Here is a 21,301-nt window from a genome sequence, read left to right as displayed (position 1 = left end):
CTTATTGACTCACTTTCACAACAAATGCTTGCCAAGGCGCTAACGAATAGTCTGCTAAAGCAGTGACATCTGTCGGCATATTTTCAATCATTACTTGTTCTACATGAACGTCTGCAGAAAATGGCCGAACTTTGTCAGAAAAGTTCGTTACAACAAGCCAGCGTTCCTCACCATAGGTACGATAAAAACTAATCACTTCGTCCACTGTTTCCAGCAATTCAAAGTCGCCCCAAACAATTAAAGGATGTTCTTTTCTCAAACGAATCATTTCTTGGTACGTATAGAATAGTGAATTTTTATCTGCCAAAGCAGCAGCGACGTTAATCGTTTGATAATTGGGATTAACATCAATCCAAGGTGTACCCGTCGTAAAGCCCGCATTTTTTTCAGCGGTCCACTGCATAGGCCGGCGTGCATTGTCGCGACCTTTAGTATTAATTTTCAGCAAAATTTCTTCTTTAGAATATCCTTTTTCTAGATACTCATGGTACATGTTAATCGTTTCGATGTCCCGCGCTTCACGAATATCTGTAATCGGCGTATTGGTCATACCAATTTCTTCCCCTTGATAAATATAAGGTGTGCCTTTCATCATGTGCAGTAAAATAGCGAATAACTTACTACTTTCCAACCAATGTTCCTGATCATTTCCCCAACGTGAAATCATTCTCGGTAAATCATGGTTATTCCAAAATAAAGAATTCCAGCCATCATTTCCTAATTCTGTTTGCCATTTTGCAAAAACCTGTTTCAACTTGGCAACTTCCATTGGCTGAAGGTCCCATTTTTCTTTACCTGGTTGTTGATCCAGGCTCATATGTTCAAACTGAAAAATCATAGATAATTCATGACGCTCTGGACTAGAGTACATTTTTGCAATTTCAGGTGTGGCCCCCCATGTTTCACCTACAGTTAACAGCTCTTTGCCGCCAAATGTTGCGGCGTTCATTTCTTGTAAATAACGATGTAAATGAGGTCCATTCGCGGTGATCTCTTCTCCTGGAATTTTACCCACTAAGTCAATTACATCTAAACGGAAACCGCCAATTCCTTTATCAATCCAAAAATTCATCATCTCGTAAACCGACTGACGCATTTGTTGGTTTTCCCAATTTAAATCTGGTTGTTTTTTACTAAACAAATGCAAATAGTATTGCCCACTCGCTTCATCAAACGTCCACGCCGAACCCGAAAAGGCAGATTTCAGTCGGTTAGGCACACCGCCATCTGAAGCAGGATCAGCCCATACATAATAGTCTCGGTAGGGGTTCTCCTTACTTTTTTTCGCTTCAATAAACCAACGATGTTCATCTGACGTATGGTTAACCACTAAGTCCATAATAATTTCAATCTTTCGCTTTTTCGCTTCCTCAATTAGACGATCCATATCCGCCATCGTCCCAAACTCTGTCATAATCGCTTCATAATCAGAAATGTCATAACCATTGTCATCATTGGGTGATTGATAAACTGGTGATAACCAAATAGCCCCAATGCCTAACGTTTCCAAATAATCCAATTTTTCAATAATTCCTGGTAAATCTCCAATGCCATCTCCATTGCTATCCTTAAAACTGCGAGGATAAATCTGATAAACCACGACTTCTTGCCACCAATGTTTTTCCATTCTTCTTCACATTCCTTTGCTTAATTATTATGCTTGATATAAAAGAAAACCTTTTGGTAAAACCATTATCTGTTCTGAAGCAGTTTCGATAGAAGAACTTAGCAAAACTTCTCGATCAGTTCTATCAACAAATTGTGTCTCTTGGCCAGTATTAAAAATCCCATAGATCGTTTGTTCCTCCAAACGACAAGCGAATCTAATCAACCCCGTTTCAAAAGAAGTTCCTGTCCAATCGATTGTTCCACCAGAAAAAACAGCCGCATACTTTTTGCGAAGGGCAATCAATGATTTTACAAATTCCTTCAAATCCAAATCTTGCTGATTTTCCTCCCAAACCATACAACGACGACAATCAGGATCCATATCACCTGTCATACCAATTTCATCACCATAGTAAAGACAAGGGACGCCTGGTTGAATATACGTAAACGCTAATACTTGGCGCATCAACTCTTTATCCTCTTTCGTTTCATGCAATAAGCGTGGTGTATCGTGGGAATCTAAAACATTAAACTGCATTTGATTCGTTTGTTGTCGATAGAGCATTAACTGGTTGTTCATTTCAGAAAGCATCTTTTCCAAGGACAGTTCTTGCTTGACAAAGTAGCCCATAATCGCATCTGTGTATGCATAATTCATCACTGCATGAAATTCGTCTCCTTGGAGCCAGCTTTGCGACGAGTGCCAAATTTCTCCTAAAATATAAAAATCTTCTTTTGCGTCATCACATGTTTGCCGGAATTTTTTCCAGAACGCATGATCCACTTCGTTTGCCACATCTAAACGCCAGGCATCAATATCATATTCCTCAATCCAATAACGAGCAATTTCTAAAAGATAGGCTTGCACCTCTGGATTTGCTGTATTTAATTTAGGCATATGCGGAGTGAATGCAAAAGTATCATAGGTAATGTTGCTTGCTTCTTCAAAATCAGCACTTTCTTCATAGCTAGCTGGAAACTCATTTACGTGGAACCAATCGGCATAAATTGAGTCCTGGCCATTTTTTAACACATCTTGCCATTGAGGCGAAGTGTCCCCCATATGATTAAAAACGGCGTCCAACATAATCTTAATGCCCCGTCGATGACACTCTTCGACTAAACGCTTAAAGGTAGCACCATCACCAAAAGCTGGGTCAATTTTTAAATAATCAATCGTATCATATTTGTGATTAGAAAACGCTTCAAAAATTGGGCAAAAATATAAGCCGTTAACACCTAAATCTTCAATGTAATCAAGATGATCTAGCACCCCTTGTAAATCCCCACCAAAAAAATCTTGTCGATCTGGTCTTTTAGATCCCCACGGTAACGTCCCTTCAGGATCATTGGCGGGATCACCATTTGCAAAACGCTCTGGAAATATTTGATACCAAACCGTTTCTTTGACCCATTCAGGTGCTTTAAAACGATCGACTTCATGAAAATACGGCATCCGAAAATAATTATTCGCCATCTCTAAATACTTTTCTTCTAAAGGATAAATGCCGTGTTCGCCATAAAACGCCGTCAAACCATCCGTCCCTACTAAAGTAAAAGCATATGAAAGGCGTTTAAATTTTGCACTTAATGCAATAAACCAGTAATCATATAACTCCGTAGATACTAACTTCTCCATGGTTAACGACTGTTGGTACCACTTTTCTTTTCCTAAAAGATAAGGATCTCCTTGCACTAATTGGACAGAGGCAATGTCGCCTTTTGCCGTACGCAAACGAATATGCATGGTTTCTTCTGTATAAAGATAAGCAAATTCACTTTCTGGACGATGGTAGATTGCAGCAGTGTTCATTTAATTCTCTCCTTTAATTGTCGCTTTTCGTGTATTTTCTAATACTCGAACACATTTTAGCGCAAACGATTGCATTTGTATACCCTTTTTTATTTTTTTATTTAAAATGCTTAATTAGTGGTATACACCACTTTAAATAAACAGTATGTTATTTATAACAAAAAAACTTTTTTAACTTTCTCGATGAAAAACACTTGATTATTTCCGCAATCGGTTGCATAATAAGACTTGTAAAAAATAATTTTTGGAGGGTTCAAAAATGAAAGCGAATTGGAAAAAGATTTTAATGGGCGGTATCCTTTTAAGTGCTTCCGCGGTTTTACTTACTGCCTGTGGTGGCGCAGAAAAAACGAAAGCTGAAAATGAAAGCGGTTCAGCAAATAAAGCAGCTGGTGACGTAAAATTATGGGTTGATACTGAATATATGGGCGTCTTTAAAAAAGTTGTCGCCGATTTTGAAAAAGAAAACCCCGATATTAAAGTTAACTTAACTGCTGGAAATTCGGCAGATGCTAAAAAAGACATTGCAAAAGATCCTAAAGCTGCCGCAGATGTTTTCATGATGCCACATGATCAAATTGGTCAAATGGCAGAAGCTGGTCTGATTTACCCTAACACAAAATATGAAAAAGAAGTCAAAGAAAACAATATCGACTCGGCAGTCGCAGGAGTCACTTGGAAAGACAAAGTCTATGCCTACCCTTATGCCGTAGAGTCACAAGTTCTTTATTATAACAAAGATACGTATTCTCCAGAGGAAATCAAAACTTGGAAGTCTTTAACTGAAAAAGGCAAAATCGGTACCAATTTTGGCGAAGATGGCGCAAATTATATCTTCGGTCCTCTATTTATGAGTAACGGCGATTACTTATATGGTGAAAATGGCGAAGATCCAAAAGGTACCAACTTTAATAACCAACAAGGTATAGAAGTATTACAATGGATTGCCGATCAAAAAAATAATCCTGGTGTGATCCAATCAAATACAGAAGCATTGTCTAATCTAGGTTCTGGCAAAACGGATGCCTTCCTTTCTGGCCCTTGGTCTAAAAACGATGTAGAAAAAGCTCTTGGCGACAAAATGGGGGCTGCTGCCTATCCAACCATTGATTTTGGCAATGGAGAAAAACAAATGAAAGCTTTCTTGGGCGTTCGTAGTTTTGCTGTCAACCAACAAACACAAGCACCATTGGCCGCAATGACATTAGCAAACTATTTAACCAGCGAAAAAGCACAAATGACTTACTTTAAAGAAATCGGCTTTGTCCCTTCAAACAAAAAATTACAAACAAACGAAGAAATTACACAAGATACTGTTGCAAAAGCTATCTTAGAAATGGCACAACCAACCCACTCTGTGGTAATGCCAAAAATCCCAGAAATCGTTTCATTCTGGCCTGCGATGGATGCAGTGATCAATGATACGTACAAAGGCAATATCAAACCTGCAGATTATCAAGCAAAATTAGATAAATTAGTCCAAGACACATCAAAAGAAGCAAAAGAATAAAAAGAGTAAAGAAATGGGACGAGCTTCAATCTGCTGTCCCATTTCCTCTATCTTTTTTATTTAAGTAGAAAGTGAGTGAACGAAGATGTTCAAGAAAAAGAAAGCCCAGACGTCATTTCGAGAGGTCTTTAAAAAAGGCGACTTCGCTACAAAACTATCTTTTTTAGTTATGGGTGCTGCAAACTTCGCCAACAAGCAGTGGTTAAAGGGAATCATCTTTTTAACAGCTGAAATTGGCTTTATCTATTGGTTAATCCGTAATGGTTTCCACGCATTAATGATGCTAGGAACACTAGGGACCCAACAGCAAGGATTAGTATATGATGATTCTTTAGGGATTGAAGTTCTAAAAGAAGGCGATAATTCAATGCTCTTATTATTATTCGGAATTGCAGCAATTTTAGTCTGTTTATCGCTAATCATTTTATATGTAATCAATTTAAAAAGCGCCCGTCACCTATATGAATTAAAGACAGCCGGCAAAAAAATTCCAACAACTATGGATGATTTACGTAGCTTGTTAAACGAACGTTTCCATGCAACTTTAATGACGATTCCCTTACTAGGCGTTCTTTTCTTTACCATCTTGCCGTTGTTATATATGATTTCCATTGCCTTTACCAACTACGACCATAACCATTTGCCACCGAAAAACCTTTTTACTTGGGTTGGATTGGCAAATCTAGGCAATGTAATCACAGGCGATATGGCTTCAACGTTCTTTCCAGTACTTGGCTGGACCTTGATTTGGGCTGTTTTCGCAACCGCAACTTGTTTCTTTTTTGGAATCATTTTAGCCTTGCTTATCAATACAAAAGGCTTAAAATATAAAGCGTTTTGGCGGACTATTTTTGTCATCACGATGGCCGTACCTCCGTTTGTTTCACTTTTAATTATGCGAAACCTCTTAAATGGTTCCGGACCTATCAATGCTCTGTTGTTAAACTGGGGCTTAATCGATTCTTCTATCCCCTTCTTAACAGATCCGAATTGGGCAAAATTAACCATTATTGTTGTCAATATGTGGATTGGTATTCCTGCTACGATGTTAATCTCTACAGGGATTATCCAAAACCTTCCTGAAGATCAAATCGAAGCAGCTAGAATTGACGGTGCCAATAAATGGCAAATTTTTAAAAGTATTACGTTTCCACAAATTCTATTTGTGATGACCCCGGCGCTGATTCAACAGTTTATTGGCAACATCAATAACTTCAATGTCATTTATCTATTAACAGGCGGCGGTCCAGCCAATTCTAACTTCTACGGTGCAGGCTCAACTGACCTTTTAGTTACCTGGTTATACAAATTGACTGTCGATACAATGGATTACAATTTAGCCTCTGTGATTGGTATTTTAATCTTCATTCTTTCCGCAGTCTTCAGTTTAATTGCCTATACACGGACGAATTCATTTAAGGAGGCGTAACTTATGGCTAAAGCAAAAAGTTACCAGAAAAAACAACGCACTGCACTTACCAGCGTTTACATCATTCTAACCATTTTAGCAGTTTTTTGGATGTTCCCCATTGTGTGGATTATCTTAACAAGTTTTCGTGGCGAAGGCGGTGCATTTGTTCCCTATATCATTCCCAAAACATTCACTTTAGAAAATTATAAAGTATTATTAACAAATCAGACTGGCAACTTCCCCTTTGTCCGTTGGTTTTTGAACACCTTGTTCGTTTCCATCGCAAGCTGTCTGTTATCAACTTTCATTACAATCGCAATGGCTTATGCGCTGTCCCGGTTGCGTTTCCGCTTAAGAAAACCCTTTTTAAAAGTGGCGCTCGTTTTAAATATGTTCCCTGGTTTTATGAGCATGATTGCCGTTTACTATATTTTAAAAGCCTTAAATTTAACTGAAAGTTTATTCGCTTTAATTCTGGTTTACTCTGCAGGCTCGGCGCTAGGTTTTTACATCGCCAAAGGGTTCTTCGATACCATTCCGATGGCTTTAGACGAGTCGGCTATGATTGACGGTGCCAACAAGTGGCAAATTTTCACAAAAATTACGTTGCCATTGTCGAAACCAATTATTGTCTATACTTCTTTAACCGCCTTCATGGGCCCTTGGATGGATTTTATTTTCGCAAAAGTTATTATGGGTGATAAAGTTGAAAATTACACCGTTGCGATTGGTCTCTTTTCGATGATGACCAAATCAACAGCCAATTCACTATTCATGGCTTTTACAGCTGGATGTGTGCTAATTGCCATTCCAATTACTATTTTATTTATATTAATGCAACGTTTCTATGTAGAAGGCGTGACTTCTGGCTCTGTCAAAGGCTAGAAAAAACATCGTTTGGTTTATAGCCAAACGATGTTTTTTATTTTTTGGCGTTGTTTTCCTTACACGTTTTTCTTCGTAGCGCTTGATAATTGGACAAAATTTTCATGACCGCCAAAAAGTGTTGATTGACCTCTTGATAATCCTCTAAGGAAAGAACACTAAGCGTTTCAGATAGTTGCTGTTTTACTTGATTTTCTTTTTGCTTAAAGAGCTTCTCGCCTTCTTTTGTCGTATAAACATTAACCACGCGGCGATTTTCTTGATTATGGCGACGTTGAACAATCGCTCGTTCTTCTAACCCCGCAATAGAGCGACTCACTTGAACTTTCGACGTTCCTACTTGGTTGGCTAACTCTGTCATACTGATTCCTTCATTCGTTGCCACAATTAATAAAATTAACATGTCTAACTTTGTTAATTTTAGATCCTCCAAGTCTAGGTCTTTAAAAAGCAATTGGCTCATATATGAAAAAATTTCAGTAAAGACACTAATATCTAAATTTGATGAATGCTTCTCTTTATCCATATGTTCTCCCTCGTTTCCCACCTAGTGTATACTAAATTCACTTGATTATCAAATGGTAATGATTGATTTTTGTTAACTATTATGTTACGTTATACACTAACTTAAGGTTGTGTTGTTGATAAATTGGAAGAAGGATGCGAAAAATATGCTAGAACTCAAAGAGATAAAAAAATATTATACTGTCGGCGGAACGACCACTAAAGCTTTAGATGGCGTCTCTGTCGCTTTTCGAAAACAAGAATTTGTAGCCATTCTGGGTCCCAGCGGCTCTGGTAAAACGACGATGTTGAATGTGATTGGCGGATTGGACAATTACGATTCTGGTGACTTAATCATTAACGGCAAATCAACAAAAAATTTTAAAGAAGCCGACTGGGATGCTTATCGGAATAACTCAATTGGTTTTATTTTTCAAAGTTACAACTTAATTAGTCATCAAGGGATTTTGGATAATGTCGAGCTTGGTATGACACTGAGTGGTATTTCAAAAGCAGAAAGACGCCAAAAAGCCGAAGATGCACTCATCCGTGTCGGTTTGAAGGACCATATCCATAAAAAACCTTCCCAATTATCTGGCGGTCAAATGCAACGGGTTGCCATTGCTCGTGCTTTAGCTAACGATCCCGATATTTTACTTTGTGATGAACCAACTGGTGCATTGGATTCAGAAACCAGTCTGCAAATTATGGCACTTATCCAAGAACTTTCGAAAGAAAAATTAGTTATTATGGTGACCCACAACCCTGAATTAGCTCATGAATACGCTGATCGAATTATTGAATTTTCAGATGGCCAAATTCGTCATGACTCGCGTCCTCATATTGAACATGAAAAAAAAGAACCTTTCGAATTGAAACGCACCAAAATGAAATTCACGACTGCGTTGCGTTTATCTTTTAATAATATCCGCACTAAAAAAGGGCGAACTTTTTTAACCGCCTTTGCTTCAAGTATCGGAATTATCAGTATCGCGATTGTCCTTTCTCTTTCAACAGGATTCCAGAAACAAATTGATAAAACTCAGTCGGAAACGTTAGCGCAATTTCCGATTACCATTTCTAAAATAGCGACCGATCAAGATCCAGAAAGTTTCAATAACCAGGACAAAAAAGGCACCTTCCCGAAAGAAAAAGAAGTGACTGCTAAAATTAGCGATGCGGACCGTGCGCAACACACGAATTTAATTGATCAAAAGTTTATTGACTATGTCAATCACATTGATCCTGAATTAAGTAATAATATCGGCTATACTCGTCTAGTCAATATGAACTTATTAAGAGAAATCAACAGGAAAGCACAAGCTGTCAAATTTTCAAACGATGCACCCGACGGCCAATCAAACGCGATGGCTTCTATGATGGCTGCCCAAACTGGCGTCGGCGTTTCTGCTTTTCCTAAACAACTAGAAAATGGAAAAAACAATTTCTTAAAAGACAATTACTCGTTACTCGAAGGAAATTATCCAGAAAAAGAAACCGATGTCGTTTTAATCGTCGATAGTAACAATACCACCAATATTAATGCTTTAAAAAATCTTGGCTTTGACGTGAAAGATAATCAAAAGATTGCCTTTTCAGACATTGTTGGCACAAAAATGAAATTAGCCAATAATAATGCATTTTACACCAAATTACCGCCAGGCAACTTCATTCCTAACCAAGATTTGCAAGCTGTTTACGATAACCCAGAAAATACCGAATTAACAATTTCAGGGATTTTGCGAATTAAAGATTCTTCAACAATGAATCTATTAGCACCTGGAATTGCTTATAGCGATGCACTTTCAACTAATATGATTGCCAAAAACAAAACCTCTGATATTGTTAAAGCGCAAGAAGCCAGCAACACTAACGTTATGACTAACGAAACATTAGATGCTTCCGCGAAAGAAAACCTATTGTCTTATTTAGGAGCGAACGAAATCCCTTCAAGTATTATGATTTATCCAAACGACTTCAAATCAAAAGATAAAATTCTTGATTATTTAGATGCTTATAACAAAGGAAAAGATAAAAAAGACCAAATCATCTATTCTGATTTAGCTGGAACAATGACCCGCTTAACAGGTGGTTTAATGGATGCCATCACCTATGTGCTGATTGCATTTGCTGGGATTTCCCTTGTTACAAGTATGATTATGATTGGGATTATCACCTATACTTCTGTCATTGAGCGGACCAAAGAAATCGGTATTCTGAAAGCGTTAGGAGCTCGTAAAAAAGATATTACCCGGGTGTTCGATGCCGAGACTGCTATTTTAGGCGTTGCCTCTGGTATTCTTGGTGTTGTGATTGCCTTTCTCGCAACATTTCCGATCAATGCAGTGCTCTATAACCTGACTGATTTAGAAAATGTTGCCACCTTAAATCCAATTCACGGGATTATTTTGATTGTAATTAGCACAATCTTAACCATGATTGGTGGCCATATTCCTGCCCGAATGGCAGCGAAAAAAGATGCGGCAGTTGCTTTACGTGCAGAATAAATAACAAAAAAACAATCCTTTAATTTCTCTTAAAGGATTGTTTTTTATTTGTATTTCTTATAAAACCTCCGTATACTAAGTGATTGTGAATGCTTAATAAAAAGAAACGAGGTAATTTCATGTTAAAAAAACCATTTTTACTATTTTTTTCACTTTTAGGAGCTATTTTTATTTTAGCTAGTTGCGGCGTAGGAAAAGATGCCGTCACGGATACAAAGTACAAAGTTAGTTTGCAGCAAGCTGCTGAAATCTACGAAAAAGAAGCCGGCGACAGCAAACCAATAGTAAATGTCCAATTTGATACAAAACCAGAAAGTGACTACAGCTATATCTTTACCAACGATACAGAAACACTTTACGTGAATCCTGAAACAGGAAAAGTCACCAAAAATACTGAAGCAAATCAACTTGGCGAAAACGAGACAGCCTTTTCAGCTGCTGAAGTCAAAGAATTAGGCGCTGTTAACGACGTTTTAGCCAAAGCAAAAAAAGAAGTTGGAGGACTTTCTCCACGTATTTTGACTTGGAAGTTAACCAAAAATAACAATAAACTTGTTTATACAGTAGATGTTAAAACGACTACGGCAGATGAAAAAGTTACCTTAGATGCCAATAAATAAGTACAAGCGTATAACTTATCACGAAATAACCAAATCTTAAAATACTCTTTGGGACAGAACCTACGCATTCGGAAATCTTAACATTTTCTGAAGCCGATCGTTCTGTCCCAATTTCATTCTTTTAAGTAATAATAATTGTTCGTTACCCCTGCTACCGTTATACTTAGTTTAAAAGAAAAGATGGGAGTATCAATTCATGGTTTATACAGTTGATTTTAAAGAAGTAGCCACTATTGGTTTAGAAAGTTCACCAGTGGCACCTGCCCTTGCTGGACTAAGAGCGAATGAAGCTCGCTATTTTTGGAATAAATACAAACATCGCTTTACGACCGTCCCTGCCTCTGAAGCTCCAGAAACATTGGCCTGGATTGAAAAAATTTTATTGGAACGAGCGTTACATTTCCCTTACAAGCCACTTGAAATTTCTTCTTTCACTTTAGATGGCATAAAAATGGCCTATGTATTTTATGAAAACGGCTTAGCAGTTAACGTGATGTACACATTAGCTGATGAAGGCAAACGCGCCGTTGGGTTTAAACTTTCAGATAGTATGGCAATCCCTGCAGAATTTGAAGGAAAATTCAAATTTGCTCGTCAAAAATCAAAATTAGCTGGAACCATTCGCGGCTCTTATTTTGTCATTAAAGGAACCTATTAAAAAAATGCTTTTGCCCTTATTCTTAAAGGCAAAAGCATTTTTTTATTTTAATTCTTCAATATAGTTAAATACTTGTTGTCCAGCAATACCGCCTTCACCGACCGCTGTCGTGATTTGACGCAATGTTTTTTCACGGACATCACCAATGGCATAAACACCAGGAATTTTTGTTCTCATTTCTTGGTCTGTTTCAATCCAACCAGCCTCATTCGTAATACCAGCTTTTTTAAATGGTTCTGTTAATGGATCTAGCCCCACGTAAATGAACACGCCGTTTGCTTCAATTTCAGAAACTTCATCTGTTTTGACATTCCGTGCTTTCACACCTGTCACGACCATTTCATTGCCAACAATTTCTTCGACAACTGTATCCCAAACAAAGGAAATCTTTTCATTTGCAAAGGCACGATCTTGAATGATTTTTTGCGCACGCAATTCATCACGACGGTGAACAATCACTACTTCAGAAGCAAATTGCGTTAAATAGATTGCTTCTTCAACTGCAGAATCGCCGCCGCCAACGACTACTAAGCGTTTATTTTTAAAGAAAGCACCGTCACAAACGGCACAATAAGAAACACCACGGCCAGCAAATTCTTCTTCGCCTTTTACACCCAATTTTCGGTGTTCACAGCCTGTTGCAATAATTACCGCTTTAGCTTCATAAGATTTGTCATCACAAATCACTTCTTTATAAGATCCGTGGTCTTCAATGCCCATCACAATGCCATACGCATTTTCCGTACCAAATTTTTCTACATTTTCATACATTTTATAGGCCAATTCTGGACCCATAATAGAATCAAAGCCTGGGTAATTCTCTACCTCAGCAGTGTTGTTCATTTGCCCACCAGGCGCACCGCGTTCAATCATCAATACAGAAAGATTAGACCGTGATGCATAAAGTGCTGCCGTCATCCCAGCAGGACCGGCACCAATGATAATTACATCATACATTTTATTTCCCCCAAAATTTTAAGTAAGTTTACTTTACTCCTTAAACAATTTCTTGTCTACTTTTCTGCCCTTTTTTGACATTCGGAGTAGGTGTGTCTATTACGTAAGTTATTGTACCACGGTTTTGTGTTTTCTAGGAGGGGGAAAAGAAAAGTTTAAAAATAACGATCACAACGAATCATTGATTTTTAGAAGCCGTTGTACTGCCGCATCAGAGAATTCTTCTTTATCATTTTTTATGCATTCTTGTTGATTTTGCCCTTGTGGAACAAAACGAAATACTGTAAATGATGCAGATAACGTATCAGGATTACTAATCCGATGAAGACTATTATGCATCCGAATAAGTTCTCCTTCTGCACAAATTCTTGAAACAATTTGCTGATTTTCTACCTCTTCTATTTTCACTTTTCCCGACTGCACAAGTAAAACTTCTTCGATTTCGTGATGCTTATGCCAACCTTGCACAGTTTTTCCTGGCAAGCTATTTATATGTATTTCAAACTCTGGAAATAGAAAATAATTTACTTCTGTTCCATCTGGATTTTTACGAAAGATGGCCTCGTCTCTTGTTAAAATTTCTATGTATTTCTGTAACATGGCAGGCTCCTTTTAACTTTTTTATAGCCGAAAGCTATTCTTTCAAACTAAGTTTGAAGCTACTTTCTGAAAATTCGAGTTCCTTTAAATATACTTTTGTTACCGTTTGAAAATCACTTTTTTAAACAATTGACTGTTCAGTATCAATCTCCACTAATCCATCTGTTCATCAGAAACACTTCTACTCTTCTCAAGTACCGCTATGGTATACATTAACCTTACTAGTAACATTATAGCATCAAGTTTTAATCATATGTAGATTTTAAAAAAATTGATAGCACCCTAACAGATGTTTTCGCCGTTCATTTAATTTACATGATTATTTTTTAGATGCTAATTAAATGTTTGTCAGTAAGCTGAATTTTTGATATTTTTATCCAGATTACTTATGTCGGTTTATCAGTTGTGCTAACAAAAAATGATTGTTTTTAAAGATAATTTAATTCATAATATATATAGAATGAAAAAAAAGGAGGTTTTATTGTTGAAAGTTGCTATTTGTGATGACAATCCAACGTTAACCGAAAAAATAAACACGATGCTATTTAATTATAACCCAAATATATTTGAAACCTATACCTACTACAATCCTCTCAAGTTAGTCAATCAACTTGACCAAGAAAATTTTGACTTTTTTATTTTAGATATAGAAATGAGTGAAATGAGCGGAATAGACTTGGCAAAAAAAATCCGAGAACGTGATATTTTATCACCTATCGTTTTTTTGACGAGTTACAAAGAATACATGGAAGAAGTCTTCCAAGTACAAACTTTTGATTATTTATTGAAACCGCCTACGGAAGATCGGTTGCACCAAGTTTTGGAAAAACTGAAACAACAGCTAGAAAAAAAAAGAAATTACTTTGTATTTTCTAGTAACAAAGTTACTTATAAAATACCAACCAAAGATATCATTTATTTCGAAAAAGATAAAAGACAAGTATTGATTCATACAGTTGGAGAAATCTACAAACCCTATATGTCAACGAATCAGATAAACGAACAACTTGATACGAATTTTGTGCAAGTCCACTCTTCTTTCATAATAAATTGCGCTTATATAAAAGAGTTAGGAAAAAATTTCCTATTAATGGATTCTAAAGAAAAATGTATTGAAATACCAATAAGTAGGCGCTTCAAAGCCGCCGCTCATAAAAGTATAGTTATGTCCATGAGAGGAAAGATATAATGCTTGATATAACATTACGAAGCCTAAGTTTGTTAGTTTATTTATTTCTTATCTCTTATTTTTTTTCTAATTGGTCAACAGCTATTAAAAATCATAGAGAATTTTATAATGTCATCTGGATTGTTATAATCATATCAGCCATGGTTACGATTATATTATCCAATGCTTACATACCGAACATTTATTTACCGTATCTTAACTTATTACTAAGTTTCATTTTAACTTACACTATTGCTATGCTACACTCGGTCCCTTATCTCGACTCGGCCGTATGGACAATGACACTTATATCAATAAATTTAATCTGTGAAGTATTGTCGTTACACTTTACGAAAATAATTTTAAATGCAGAATTAACATCCTATGGTAGCCCTACTTTTTTCATAACTTCAATAACAATTACAACTTTGATTGGGGTAGCCTGGATAGTCATACTTAAATTTTCAATAGTTAAAGAAGCAAAGTCTGAATTATCGACAAACTTATCATTTATTGTGATTTTATTACCTATTCCCATACTATCAATAATCATTTTATTTGGGCTTTTAATAGGAAACAACAATGACAAAATTTCTGAGATTACTATTACGATTAGTGTCATATTTTTAAACATCTGTGTAATTTTTCTTTATAAAATTACTATAGAATATCAAAAAAATCAATATGATCTTACTTTGAGAAAAAAAAATATCGAAGTGGAGTATAGAATTTTAAATGAAATAAAGAGAAACAGAACTAACGTTTTAAAATTAAAACATGATTTGAAGAATCAATACTTAACAATCCTCGGACTTATCGAAAATGAAGAAGTTAATGAAGCTATCGATTATATTAAGAGTAGTTTTGATATTTTAGAACCACCAACAAAAACTTATGCTGCCGATGGAGTATTAAACTACCTATTGAATGAAAAGCTTGCTGAAGCAAGAAAGAATCAAATTAATGTTGATCATCAGATATTTGTCTCTAAAAATATAAAAATTAATAATGACGTTCTAACTATTGTAATTGGAAATATAATTGATAACGCCATACAAGCATCGAAGAGAATCAAGCCGATTGACAGATATGTCAATATAATTATCAAGCAAGTCAATAATGATTTATTTATTGAAGTATCGAATAACTATAATTCTGAAGAAATTTTTACAAGAAAACATAGAAAAGATAAAGGTTTAGGAATGAAAAACATTGGTGATCTCTTACAACAATTAGGTGGTATTCAACGTCACTGGACGAAAGAACGTAGATATTTTGTAACTATAGTTATATTTAATGTATACAAAGGAAACAAATGCGGTGATAACTAATCAAGTAAATCACCGCATTTTTTAGTATACTTCCATGTCGCATAATTTATCAGAAAATTTCAAAAATAACCAAACAAGCATCAATCCCATAATCGTTGAAAATAGGAACGTTATAGTTGGAAAATTCATAAGGCCCATAGCAGAAAAATTCGAATATATTAGCATTAGTACCACTGACGTTATTATTGAAGCAATTTCCGATTGTTTCCAAATTGAAATTATTTCTGACAATATCAAAATTACGAATAGTAGACTACAACTTGTAACTATGGTAATAAGACCAAGGTAAATTTCAAAAAATAAATTTGAACTATGAAACTTCAAAATTAAGTTAAGCAAAACCTCAGTCACAAATGAAATAAGAAGCGCACTTCCAAAGCTAGATAAGATTATCACGTAAAAAGAACTTGTTTTTTTTACGAGAAGCTCTTTTCGATCAATCGGAAAAAGAAACGTTCTATTCCGGTGATTGCCAACATAAAATCGTACAAGCTCTTTCCTTAGTAATACAGCTCCATAAATTGATATGCCGCACATAGAAACAGTGTTCGATAATGCTATAATTCCTTGAAATGACGAGATCGTATCAGCACTTTCATCAAATATTCCCACAAATGAGAAAAACATAAAAAATAACATTTGGATTACCAGTGTAATTAAGAAAACTTTAAACCAAACATTTTTAATTTTATCTAATTCATATCTATAAACATTCAATTTTGAGTCACTAATCATGTTTTCTCTTTTGTTCATCATAATACTCTTTCAACCCCTCTCTATACTCTTCTCGAATCTCAACCATTGATTTTGGTTCTTGTACATTGCCTTTCTCTATAAATATAACGTCATCAAGAAATGTTTCCATATCTCTCAATATATGACTACTAATTATCAACACTCTATTTTCGGACAAGGTCTTAACATTCTCAATAAATAACTCTACACCATCAGGATCTAAACCGTTAAATGGCTCATCTAATAATACTAATGAAGGGTTGTGAGCTGTAGCAAGACCTAGCAAAAACCTTTGTTTCATTCCTAAAGACATTGTATTAAACTTTCTTTTTTTATTTACATTTAGACCAACATCCATTAATAGAGTCTCTATCATTAACAAATTTTTTAACTTGTAATAAAAAGCATGGTCATTGTATATATCTTCAAGCATAAATCCATTTAAACTATCTGAGTTAACAAAGTTAGTACCCACCTGCAATAATATTTTAGGGTCTGCTATTTCTACTTGCCGATTGTCTATTTTAAGTATTCCACTATCAGGTCTAAGCAAACTACATAGACATTTCATCAAAGTTGTTTTACCTGCACCATTCGGACCAACTAATCCATAAATTTTCCCTACTTCTAAATCTAATTGATCAACCTTTAAATTGAATGTATCACTTACTTTTTTATATAAATTATTTATATTTATTGTTTGCATTTTGCAATTCAGTCCCTTCTTGACAATGAAATAAGTGAAAGTAATGTAGTTAACACGAACCAAAAACAAACTACAATAATATTAGAAACATTAACAGTATTCTGTTCATAAAACAGTGATCTTATCAAATTACTCGATGGAACAAATGGTAAAAATTCAAAAAAGTTCACTAAAGCAGAAGGCAATCTATCTGTTGGATAAGTAATAGGCGAGAATAAAAGTCCACCTATCATAATTATCTGAGTTGCTATTCCTACTACATTAGGTGTTAGCCAATATGCCAAAGCAAAACCTATAGAGATCATACATAATTGAATTAGACTAAGAATAGCTAGGGCCTTCATTGAGAATCTAATTTGGACATCGAATCTTAAATATGCCGCTAAAAATGACATAAACACCCCAGGTAGTGAGGCCATTCCCCAAATTATAAAGTCGGAAATTAATATGTTCAACCGAGAAACTGGCAATGTCCTTTGATAGTCCACAATGCCCTCCTGTTTTGCTGTACTTACTATTTGAGCAGCAAGAACGCACCCTACCGCAATAATCCCAAGAGTAGTTGCTCCAGATGACAGATAGATAGCTGTCTGATTATTCACATCTGGTATTAGAAGTGCTAACCCGTAGACAATTGCTAATGATAGAAATACTTGAGTTAATGTAAAAACAGGCAATAAGTATTTATGTCTTAATAAACTCCACCCTACTAAAGCAAATAATTCCTTAATCATTGATTTTCTTCTATAATTTTTTATCATTTTCATCTATTAACTCTCCATAGGTTTCATTTAAGGATTTTGGGGAAACTTTATAATTTTGAACTTTTCTTTCTATTACTAATTTCATGACCCAGTCAACTGCTTCTAACACTTGACTGTTCTCTAATTCCATTTCTATCATTAATTCCTCATCGTTTATGTTAGTCTGAATTGCACTCGGTACTATTACACTCTTCAAATCACTTAGATTAAGAAAGTTAACAGTCATATAATTTCGATCGTTTATTTTTATAGACTGTTTTTTTAAGTTCTTATCCTCAAGAACCTTTCCATGATTCATTAAAATATATCTATCAGCATATTTTTCAACTTCTAAAATATTGTGTGTGACCACGATGATTATATGCCCCTTATTAGATAATTCTTTCAGATATCTCCATATTTTTTGCCGTCTAATAGGATCCACATCATTGGTAGGTTCGTCAAGGACTATTATTGGAGAAGGATATACAACGGCCATTGCAAATGAAGTGAGCCTTCTAAGTCCGCCTGAAAGTTTCTGTCCTGGTATATCTTTCCATCCATCTATTTTTAATTCTTTTAAAATTTTAATACACTCTTCTTCAGCTATTTTCTGACTGCCTCCTCTTATTCTTATTATTGACTCGACAGATTGAGCCATCGTTATACCTGCCAAGGGAGCATGTAGTTGAGGCATCATAGAGACATATTCTCTTGCAATTTTACTATCTCTCGCAAATGATAGACCATTAAATGTTATAGAGCCCTTTGTTGATTTCGTTATACCTATAATCTGATTCAACATTGTTGTTTTACCAGCGCCGTTATGTCCAGCTATGGCAGTTATTTCACCTTTATTAAAGCGCAAATTTATATTATCATTTGCATAGCTCTCTGATTTCTTGTACTTTTTACTTAGCGAATGTAATTCTAACTGTTGATTCAAAGCAAACCTCCTATATTTAGACTTAATTAAATTGATTGATAACAGGTTGGAACCATAACCAAATTATCATTGCTAGCACACTTATGCTTATTACTTTAATAATGATTAATTTCATAATTGCGACCTCTTCAAAGTAGAAAGGATTATCAACCACAAAAGAAATCAAAATGTTAATATCTGTTTTTTGTATAATGATAAATTGCCACAATATCCTTGTTATAAGTATTGATGCCGCAATAGAATTAACTCCAACACTTTTATTATTCATAATCAAAAAAACTAACAAGAATATTGCATCCGACGACATTCCAGAAGTGATCGCCGTGATTCTACCAAACCTACTCCACGTCCATACATGAGTCATAGGTATCGTAGCAACGGCTTTAACTATGTTTAAATTGATTTTCCTTGAATTCCTTGAAAATATAATGTGCATAAATTCATGAAAAGTTGTAGATACGATTGAGACAAGAATAGCAATTAGAAAAAATTTTAAAGGATTTGTAAACAAAACATTTACTGCACTTCCAAAAGGAGACCCCTTGATTACGAATAAAAATATGCTAATCGTAAACGCAACAATACCGTTAACATCAATCAGGAAAGAGGAGCTTTTAAATAAGATATTCTTAGGCTCGACAAATAGCGGCTTATAATCATCTCTCTGATCGGCTTTTTTTATCATAATTTTATTTTCAACTAATTCATTAAGTACCTCTTCTTCGATTAGTTCGGATGAATTAATTTGTCTCGCCACTTCATCACTCAACACTAATAGTTGATTTTCTTCTGATACATAAACCCAATCGCCATTGTTTAGCTTACGTTTTAACGTACGAGCTTCGGTATAGTCTCGGCCTATTTCTTCTCTTGATAATATTGAAATATTTCCCATTGGGAGACATCTCCTTTACCACAAGTTGGACATTCACTCTCAAACCTTGGCCAAGTTTTATGCGTGAACGAGTTTCCGTCCTCATAGTTAATTTCATATTGCGTTCCCAAACTTTTTGGCTCAGCATATCTTGTTACCACTCTTATTAACTCATCTACAATTGATGCTGTTAATTGAAAGATACCAGGACCATAAGCTATGGATGGGGGAGCAAATTGAATATTTCTAAAACCTACAAATTGTTCAACAAATTTAGGGTCATTTTTACTGAAGTTCAATTTCATGCAATCAAAGCATCCTGTTTTCTGGGGTATTACAGTGTATACTCTTCCTCGGCTAACCTGTGAGGCACCAAACACGCACGGCAAACCAACTTTTACAATAGCTTCATTCACAATTCTATGTATAAGGAAAGGGGGTTCATCAATAGCGCAAACAATGATATCTATTCCTTCTGTCAATTCAACAACATCATTCACATCTATTATTTTTTTATCTACAGTTTCAACGTTAATATTTGAGTTCATTTCATTAATGGCTCTTTTAGCAACTACAGTTTTCTTCTCACCAATATCTGCTTCTCTATATAGTAATTGACGACCTAAATTACTTGCTTCAACTCGGTCATAGTCCACCATTCTGATCATCTTGGGGCCAAGACCCGCTAGTAACGTTAGAATATTTGATCCTCCTCCACCAAGACCTAATAATAGTATTTTCAAGTTATTTATCTTTTCCTGTATTTCAAATCTATCATCATCAGCTTTACAGTACCTACTAAAGTAATTCACATTAGCTAAGTATCTATCTTCAATCATTCTACCAGGAAACGTCTCCTCGATTAGACCTTCATCATTTAAAAAATCTATCCCTTCTTCGATATCTTTTACTGTTAATTCCGGATATTTCCTCTTCATTTCTGTGACAACTTCATCAAACGATCTAACTCCATCGAGTAAATTAGATAATGTCCAAAATTGACCTTCATCATCATCAAATTCAATAGTGATTCCTAATTGGGCCCCAACTCTAAATCTCTCTTTATTTAATTGATATAATGGCTAGATTGGTTTTATTCTGGGATATTTATACTTCATTTTTTTCACTCCTTATTAAAAAATGACGAGATATTTCTATCTCGTCTAACCGTTATTTGGTTATCAAATTAGATAATAATCCACCATGCTGTTGCATCAACTGTATCGGCTTTACGTACGTTAATTTTTTTCATTCCGCATCACTCCTTCCGCTAAACTTTTTATTGAAAAAGAAAATAAATTTCTCTTTCAGTATATCTATATAATAACTTTGACAATCATAAGTATTATTGATTGGTAATAACTAACAATTTCAATGTAACAATTTGCAAAACAACTGCTGATTTTGCAACTATTTGATTAAAGCGTTGAACGGGTATATCTTATATTAGGTTACAGTTTAAAAAAGAAATGTAAAAAATGGACAAGAACGAACTACAGCCAAAAAAAGAACAGAAGCAAATAAACTAGCAGCTATTATAAGTTTATTTTTAACAATATTTATAGCGGGACAAACCATCTCACTTTTCTGGTATTCAGACTTGCTACTCTATTCAATATTTATTTGAATTGAGATGCTTTCACTAATTTTAATTTGAATTCTACCTTATAAGTTCATAAAAATAACCTCCAAAAATTGTATTTTTCAGATACAACTTTTGGGGGT

18 protein-coding genes and 1 pseudogene are annotated in these 21,301 nt (G+C 35.2%); 8 read left to right on the top strand and 11 right to left on the bottom strand.

Going from position 1 to position 21,301, the window contains the following annotated elements; all coding sequences use genetic code 11:
• Position 1 precedes the first annotated feature (1 nt).
• A complete protein-coding gene (locus IGL93_RS05495; protein ID WP_010713451.1) occupies positions 2-1,627 on the bottom strand; it encodes a glycoside hydrolase family 13 protein in 1,626 nt (541 codons plus the stop codon).
• A gap of 27 nt (positions 1,628-1,654) precedes the next feature.
• Entirely contained in the window at positions 1,655-3,421 is a 1,767-nt protein-coding gene (locus IGL93_RS05490; protein WP_010713452.1) for a glycoside hydrolase family 13 protein, read from the bottom strand.
• Positions 3,422-3,680: 259 nt separating this feature from the next.
• Here IGL93_RS05490 and IGL93_RS05485 point away from each other — a divergent pair, with 259 nt between their 5' ends.
• The 3 genes from IGL93_RS05485 to IGL93_RS05475 all read left to right on the top strand — a co-directional run bounded on the left by IGL93_RS05485 (position 3,681) and on the right by IGL93_RS05475 (position 7,227).
• Positions 3,681-4,931 carry an extracellular solute-binding protein gene (locus IGL93_RS05485; RefSeq protein WP_002382263.1) on the top strand — a complete coding sequence of 417 codons (1,251 nt, stop codon included), beginning with the start codon at positions 3,681-3,683 and terminating at the stop codon, positions 4,929-4,931.
• A gap of 85 nt (positions 4,932-5,016) precedes the next feature.
• Positions 5,017-6,360 carry a carbohydrate ABC transporter permease gene (locus tag IGL93_RS05480; RefSeq protein WP_002357775.1) on the top strand — a complete coding sequence of 448 codons (1,344 nt, stop codon included), beginning with the start codon at positions 5,017-5,019 and terminating at the stop codon, positions 6,358-6,360.
• 3 nt (positions 6,361-6,363) lie between these two features.
• Positions 6,364-7,227 (top strand): sugar ABC transporter permease, encoded by an 864-nt coding sequence (locus IGL93_RS05475; protein ID WP_002360454.1) that lies wholly within the window; start codon positions 6,364-6,366, stop codon positions 7,225-7,227.
• A 37-nt stretch (positions 7,228-7,264) separates the two neighbouring features.
• Here IGL93_RS05475 and IGL93_RS05470 read toward each other — a convergent pair whose 3' ends face one another.
• Positions 7,265-7,774, bottom strand: a complete 510-nt coding sequence (locus tag IGL93_RS05470; protein WP_002365578.1) for a MarR family winged helix-turn-helix transcriptional regulator — start codon at positions 7,772-7,774, stop codon at positions 7,265-7,267.
• 124 nt (positions 7,775-7,898) lie between these two features.
• Between IGL93_RS05470 and IGL93_RS05465 the strand changes: the two genes are divergently transcribed.
• The 3 genes from IGL93_RS05465 (at position 7,899) to IGL93_RS05455 (ending at position 11,516) form a co-directional block, all read left to right on the top strand.
• Positions 7,899-10,238: an ATP-binding cassette domain-containing protein gene (locus IGL93_RS05465; RefSeq protein WP_010775802.1), complete on the top strand. Its 2,340-nt coding sequence runs from the start codon at positions 7,899-7,901 to the stop codon at positions 10,236-10,238.
• 119 nt (positions 10,239-10,357) lie between these two features.
• Entirely contained in the window at positions 10,358-10,858 is a 501-nt protein-coding gene (gene camE, locus IGL93_RS05460) for a plasmid sex pheromone cAM373 precursor (protein WP_010775801.1), read from the top strand.
• Between the two features lie 196 nt (positions 10,859-11,054).
• Positions 11,055-11,516, top strand: coding sequence for a hypothetical protein (locus IGL93_RS05455; RefSeq protein WP_010775800.1), 462 nt, complete (start codon positions 11,055-11,057; stop codon positions 11,514-11,516).
• Between the two features lie 42 nt (positions 11,517-11,558).
• Here the strand turns inward: IGL93_RS05455 and trxB are convergent, their stop codons facing one another.
• Together trxB and IGL93_RS05445 are read right to left on the bottom strand one after the other, a co-directional pair.
• Positions 11,559-12,473: a thioredoxin-disulfide reductase gene (gene trxB, locus IGL93_RS05450; RefSeq protein ID WP_002357780.1), complete on the bottom strand. Its 915-nt coding sequence runs from the start codon at positions 12,471-12,473 to the stop codon at positions 11,559-11,561.
• A 168-nt stretch (positions 12,474-12,641) separates the two neighbouring features.
• Positions 12,642-13,073 carry a cupin domain-containing protein gene (locus IGL93_RS05445; RefSeq protein WP_010775799.1) on the bottom strand — a complete coding sequence of 144 codons (432 nt, stop codon included), beginning with the start codon at positions 13,071-13,073 and terminating at the stop codon, positions 12,642-12,644.
• A gap of 484 nt (positions 13,074-13,557) precedes the next feature.
• Here IGL93_RS05445 and IGL93_RS05440 point away from each other — a divergent pair, with 484 nt between their 5' ends.
• Positions 13,558-14,262, top strand: coding sequence for a LytR/AlgR family response regulator transcription factor (locus IGL93_RS05440; protein ID WP_010713457.1), 705 nt, complete (start codon positions 13,558-13,560; stop codon positions 14,260-14,262).
• A gap of 278 nt (positions 14,263-14,540) precedes the next feature.
• Positions 14,541-15,572, top strand: a complete 1,032-nt coding sequence (locus IGL93_RS05435) for a sensor histidine kinase (RefSeq protein WP_224785632.1) — start codon at positions 14,541-14,543, stop codon at positions 15,570-15,572.
• Positions 15,573-15,593: 21 nt separating this feature from the next.
• Here the strand turns inward: IGL93_RS05435 and IGL93_RS05430 are convergent, their stop codons facing one another.
• The 6 genes and pseudogenes from IGL93_RS05430 to IGL93_RS05405 all read right to left on the bottom strand — a co-directional run bounded on the left by IGL93_RS05430 (position 15,594) and on the right by IGL93_RS05405 (position 20,694).
• Positions 15,594-16,328, bottom strand: a complete 735-nt coding sequence (locus tag IGL93_RS05430) for a hypothetical protein (RefSeq protein WP_002382255.1) — start codon at positions 16,326-16,328, stop codon at positions 15,594-15,596.
• Positions 16,300-17,013 (bottom strand): ATP-binding cassette domain-containing protein, encoded by a 714-nt coding sequence (locus tag IGL93_RS05425; protein ID WP_002378341.1) that lies wholly within the window; start codon positions 17,011-17,013, stop codon positions 16,300-16,302. Before IGL93_RS05425 ends, IGL93_RS05430 begins: the two co-directional genes overlap by 29 nt.
• A gap of 8 nt (positions 17,014-17,021) precedes the next feature.
• On the bottom strand, positions 17,022-17,780 hold the full coding sequence (locus IGL93_RS05420) for an ABC transporter permease (protein ID WP_010775795.1): 759 nt from the start codon (positions 17,778-17,780) through the stop codon (positions 17,022-17,024).
• Positions 17,758-18,702, bottom strand: coding sequence for an ABC transporter ATP-binding protein (locus tag IGL93_RS05415; RefSeq protein WP_002419797.1), 945 nt, complete (start codon positions 18,700-18,702; stop codon positions 17,758-17,760). The genes IGL93_RS05420 and IGL93_RS05415 overlap by 23 nt, the downstream gene beginning before the upstream one ends.
• 22 nt (positions 18,703-18,724) lie before the next feature.
• A complete protein-coding gene (locus tag IGL93_RS05410) occupies positions 18,725-19,597 on the bottom strand; it encodes a hypothetical protein (protein ID WP_010713459.1) in 873 nt (290 codons plus the stop codon).
• Positions 19,561-20,694, bottom strand: a pseudogene (locus IGL93_RS05405) (ThiF family adenylyltransferase). Before IGL93_RS05405 ends, IGL93_RS05410 begins: the two are co-directional and overlap by 37 nt.
• Positions 20,695-21,301 lie beyond the last annotated feature (607 nt).

Origin of the sequence: Enterococcus sp. DIV1328a (genome assembly GCF_050536905.1) — a bacterium.
Classification (GTDB): domain Bacteria; phylum Bacillota; class Bacilli; order Lactobacillales; family Enterococcaceae; genus Enterococcus; species Enterococcus faecalis.
Note: the sequence above shows the minus strand (reverse complement) of the source record. Positions and strands in the feature narration are given on the sequence as shown.

What these genes read in the sequence shown, in the direction of transcription:
- IGL93_RS05445 (WP_010775799.1), bottom strand. Translation starts at nt 13,073, where the DNA reads ATGTTACAGAAATACATAGAAATTTTAACAAGAGACGAGGCCATCTTT.
- IGL93_RS05490 (WP_010713452.1), bottom strand. Translation starts at nt 3,421, where the DNA reads ATGAACACTGCTGCAATCTACCATCGTCCAGAAAGTGAATTTGCTTAT.
- IGL93_RS05425 (WP_002378341.1), bottom strand. Translation starts at nt 17,013, where the DNA reads ATGCAAACAATAAATATAAATAATTTATATAAAAAAGTAAGTGATACA.
- IGL93_RS05410 (WP_010713459.1), bottom strand. Translation starts at nt 19,597, where the DNA reads ATGGGAAATATTTCAATATTATCAAGAGAAGAAATAGGCCGAGACTAT.
- IGL93_RS05435 (WP_224785632.1), top strand. Translation starts at nt 14,541, where the DNA reads ATGACACTTATATCAATAAATTTAATCTGTGAAGTATTGTCGTTACAC.
- IGL93_RS05495 (WP_010713451.1), bottom strand. Translation starts at nt 1,627, where the DNA reads ATGGAAAAACATTGGTGGCAAGAAGTCGTGGTTTATCAGATTTATCCT.
- IGL93_RS05475 (WP_002360454.1), top strand. Translation starts at nt 6,364, where the DNA reads ATGGCTAAAGCAAAAAGTTACCAGAAAAAACAACGCACTGCACTTACC.
- IGL93_RS05485 (WP_002382263.1), top strand. Translation starts at nt 3,681, where the DNA reads ATGAAAGCGAATTGGAAAAAGATTTTAATGGGCGGTATCCTTTTAAGT.
- IGL93_RS05480 (WP_002357775.1), top strand. Translation starts at nt 5,017, where the DNA reads ATGTTCAAGAAAAAGAAAGCCCAGACGTCATTTCGAGAGGTCTTTAAA.
- IGL93_RS05420 (WP_010775795.1), bottom strand. Translation starts at nt 17,780, where the DNA reads ATGAAAATGATAAAAAATTATAGAAGAAAATCAATGATTAAGGAATTA.
- IGL93_RS05430 (WP_002382255.1), bottom strand. Translation starts at nt 16,328, where the DNA reads ATGATGAACAAAAGAGAAAACATGATTAGTGACTCAAAATTGAATGTT.
- IGL93_RS05455 (WP_010775800.1), top strand. Translation starts at nt 11,055, where the DNA reads ATGGTTTATACAGTTGATTTTAAAGAAGTAGCCACTATTGGTTTAGAA.
- camE (WP_010775801.1), top strand. Translation starts at nt 10,358, where the DNA reads ATGTTAAAAAAACCATTTTTACTATTTTTTTCACTTTTAGGAGCTATT.
- trxB (WP_002357780.1), bottom strand. Translation starts at nt 12,473, where the DNA reads ATGTATGATGTAATTATCATTGGTGCCGGTCCTGCTGGGATGACGGCA.
- IGL93_RS05465 (WP_010775802.1), top strand. Translation starts at nt 7,899, where the DNA reads ATGCTAGAACTCAAAGAGATAAAAAAATATTATACTGTCGGCGGAACG.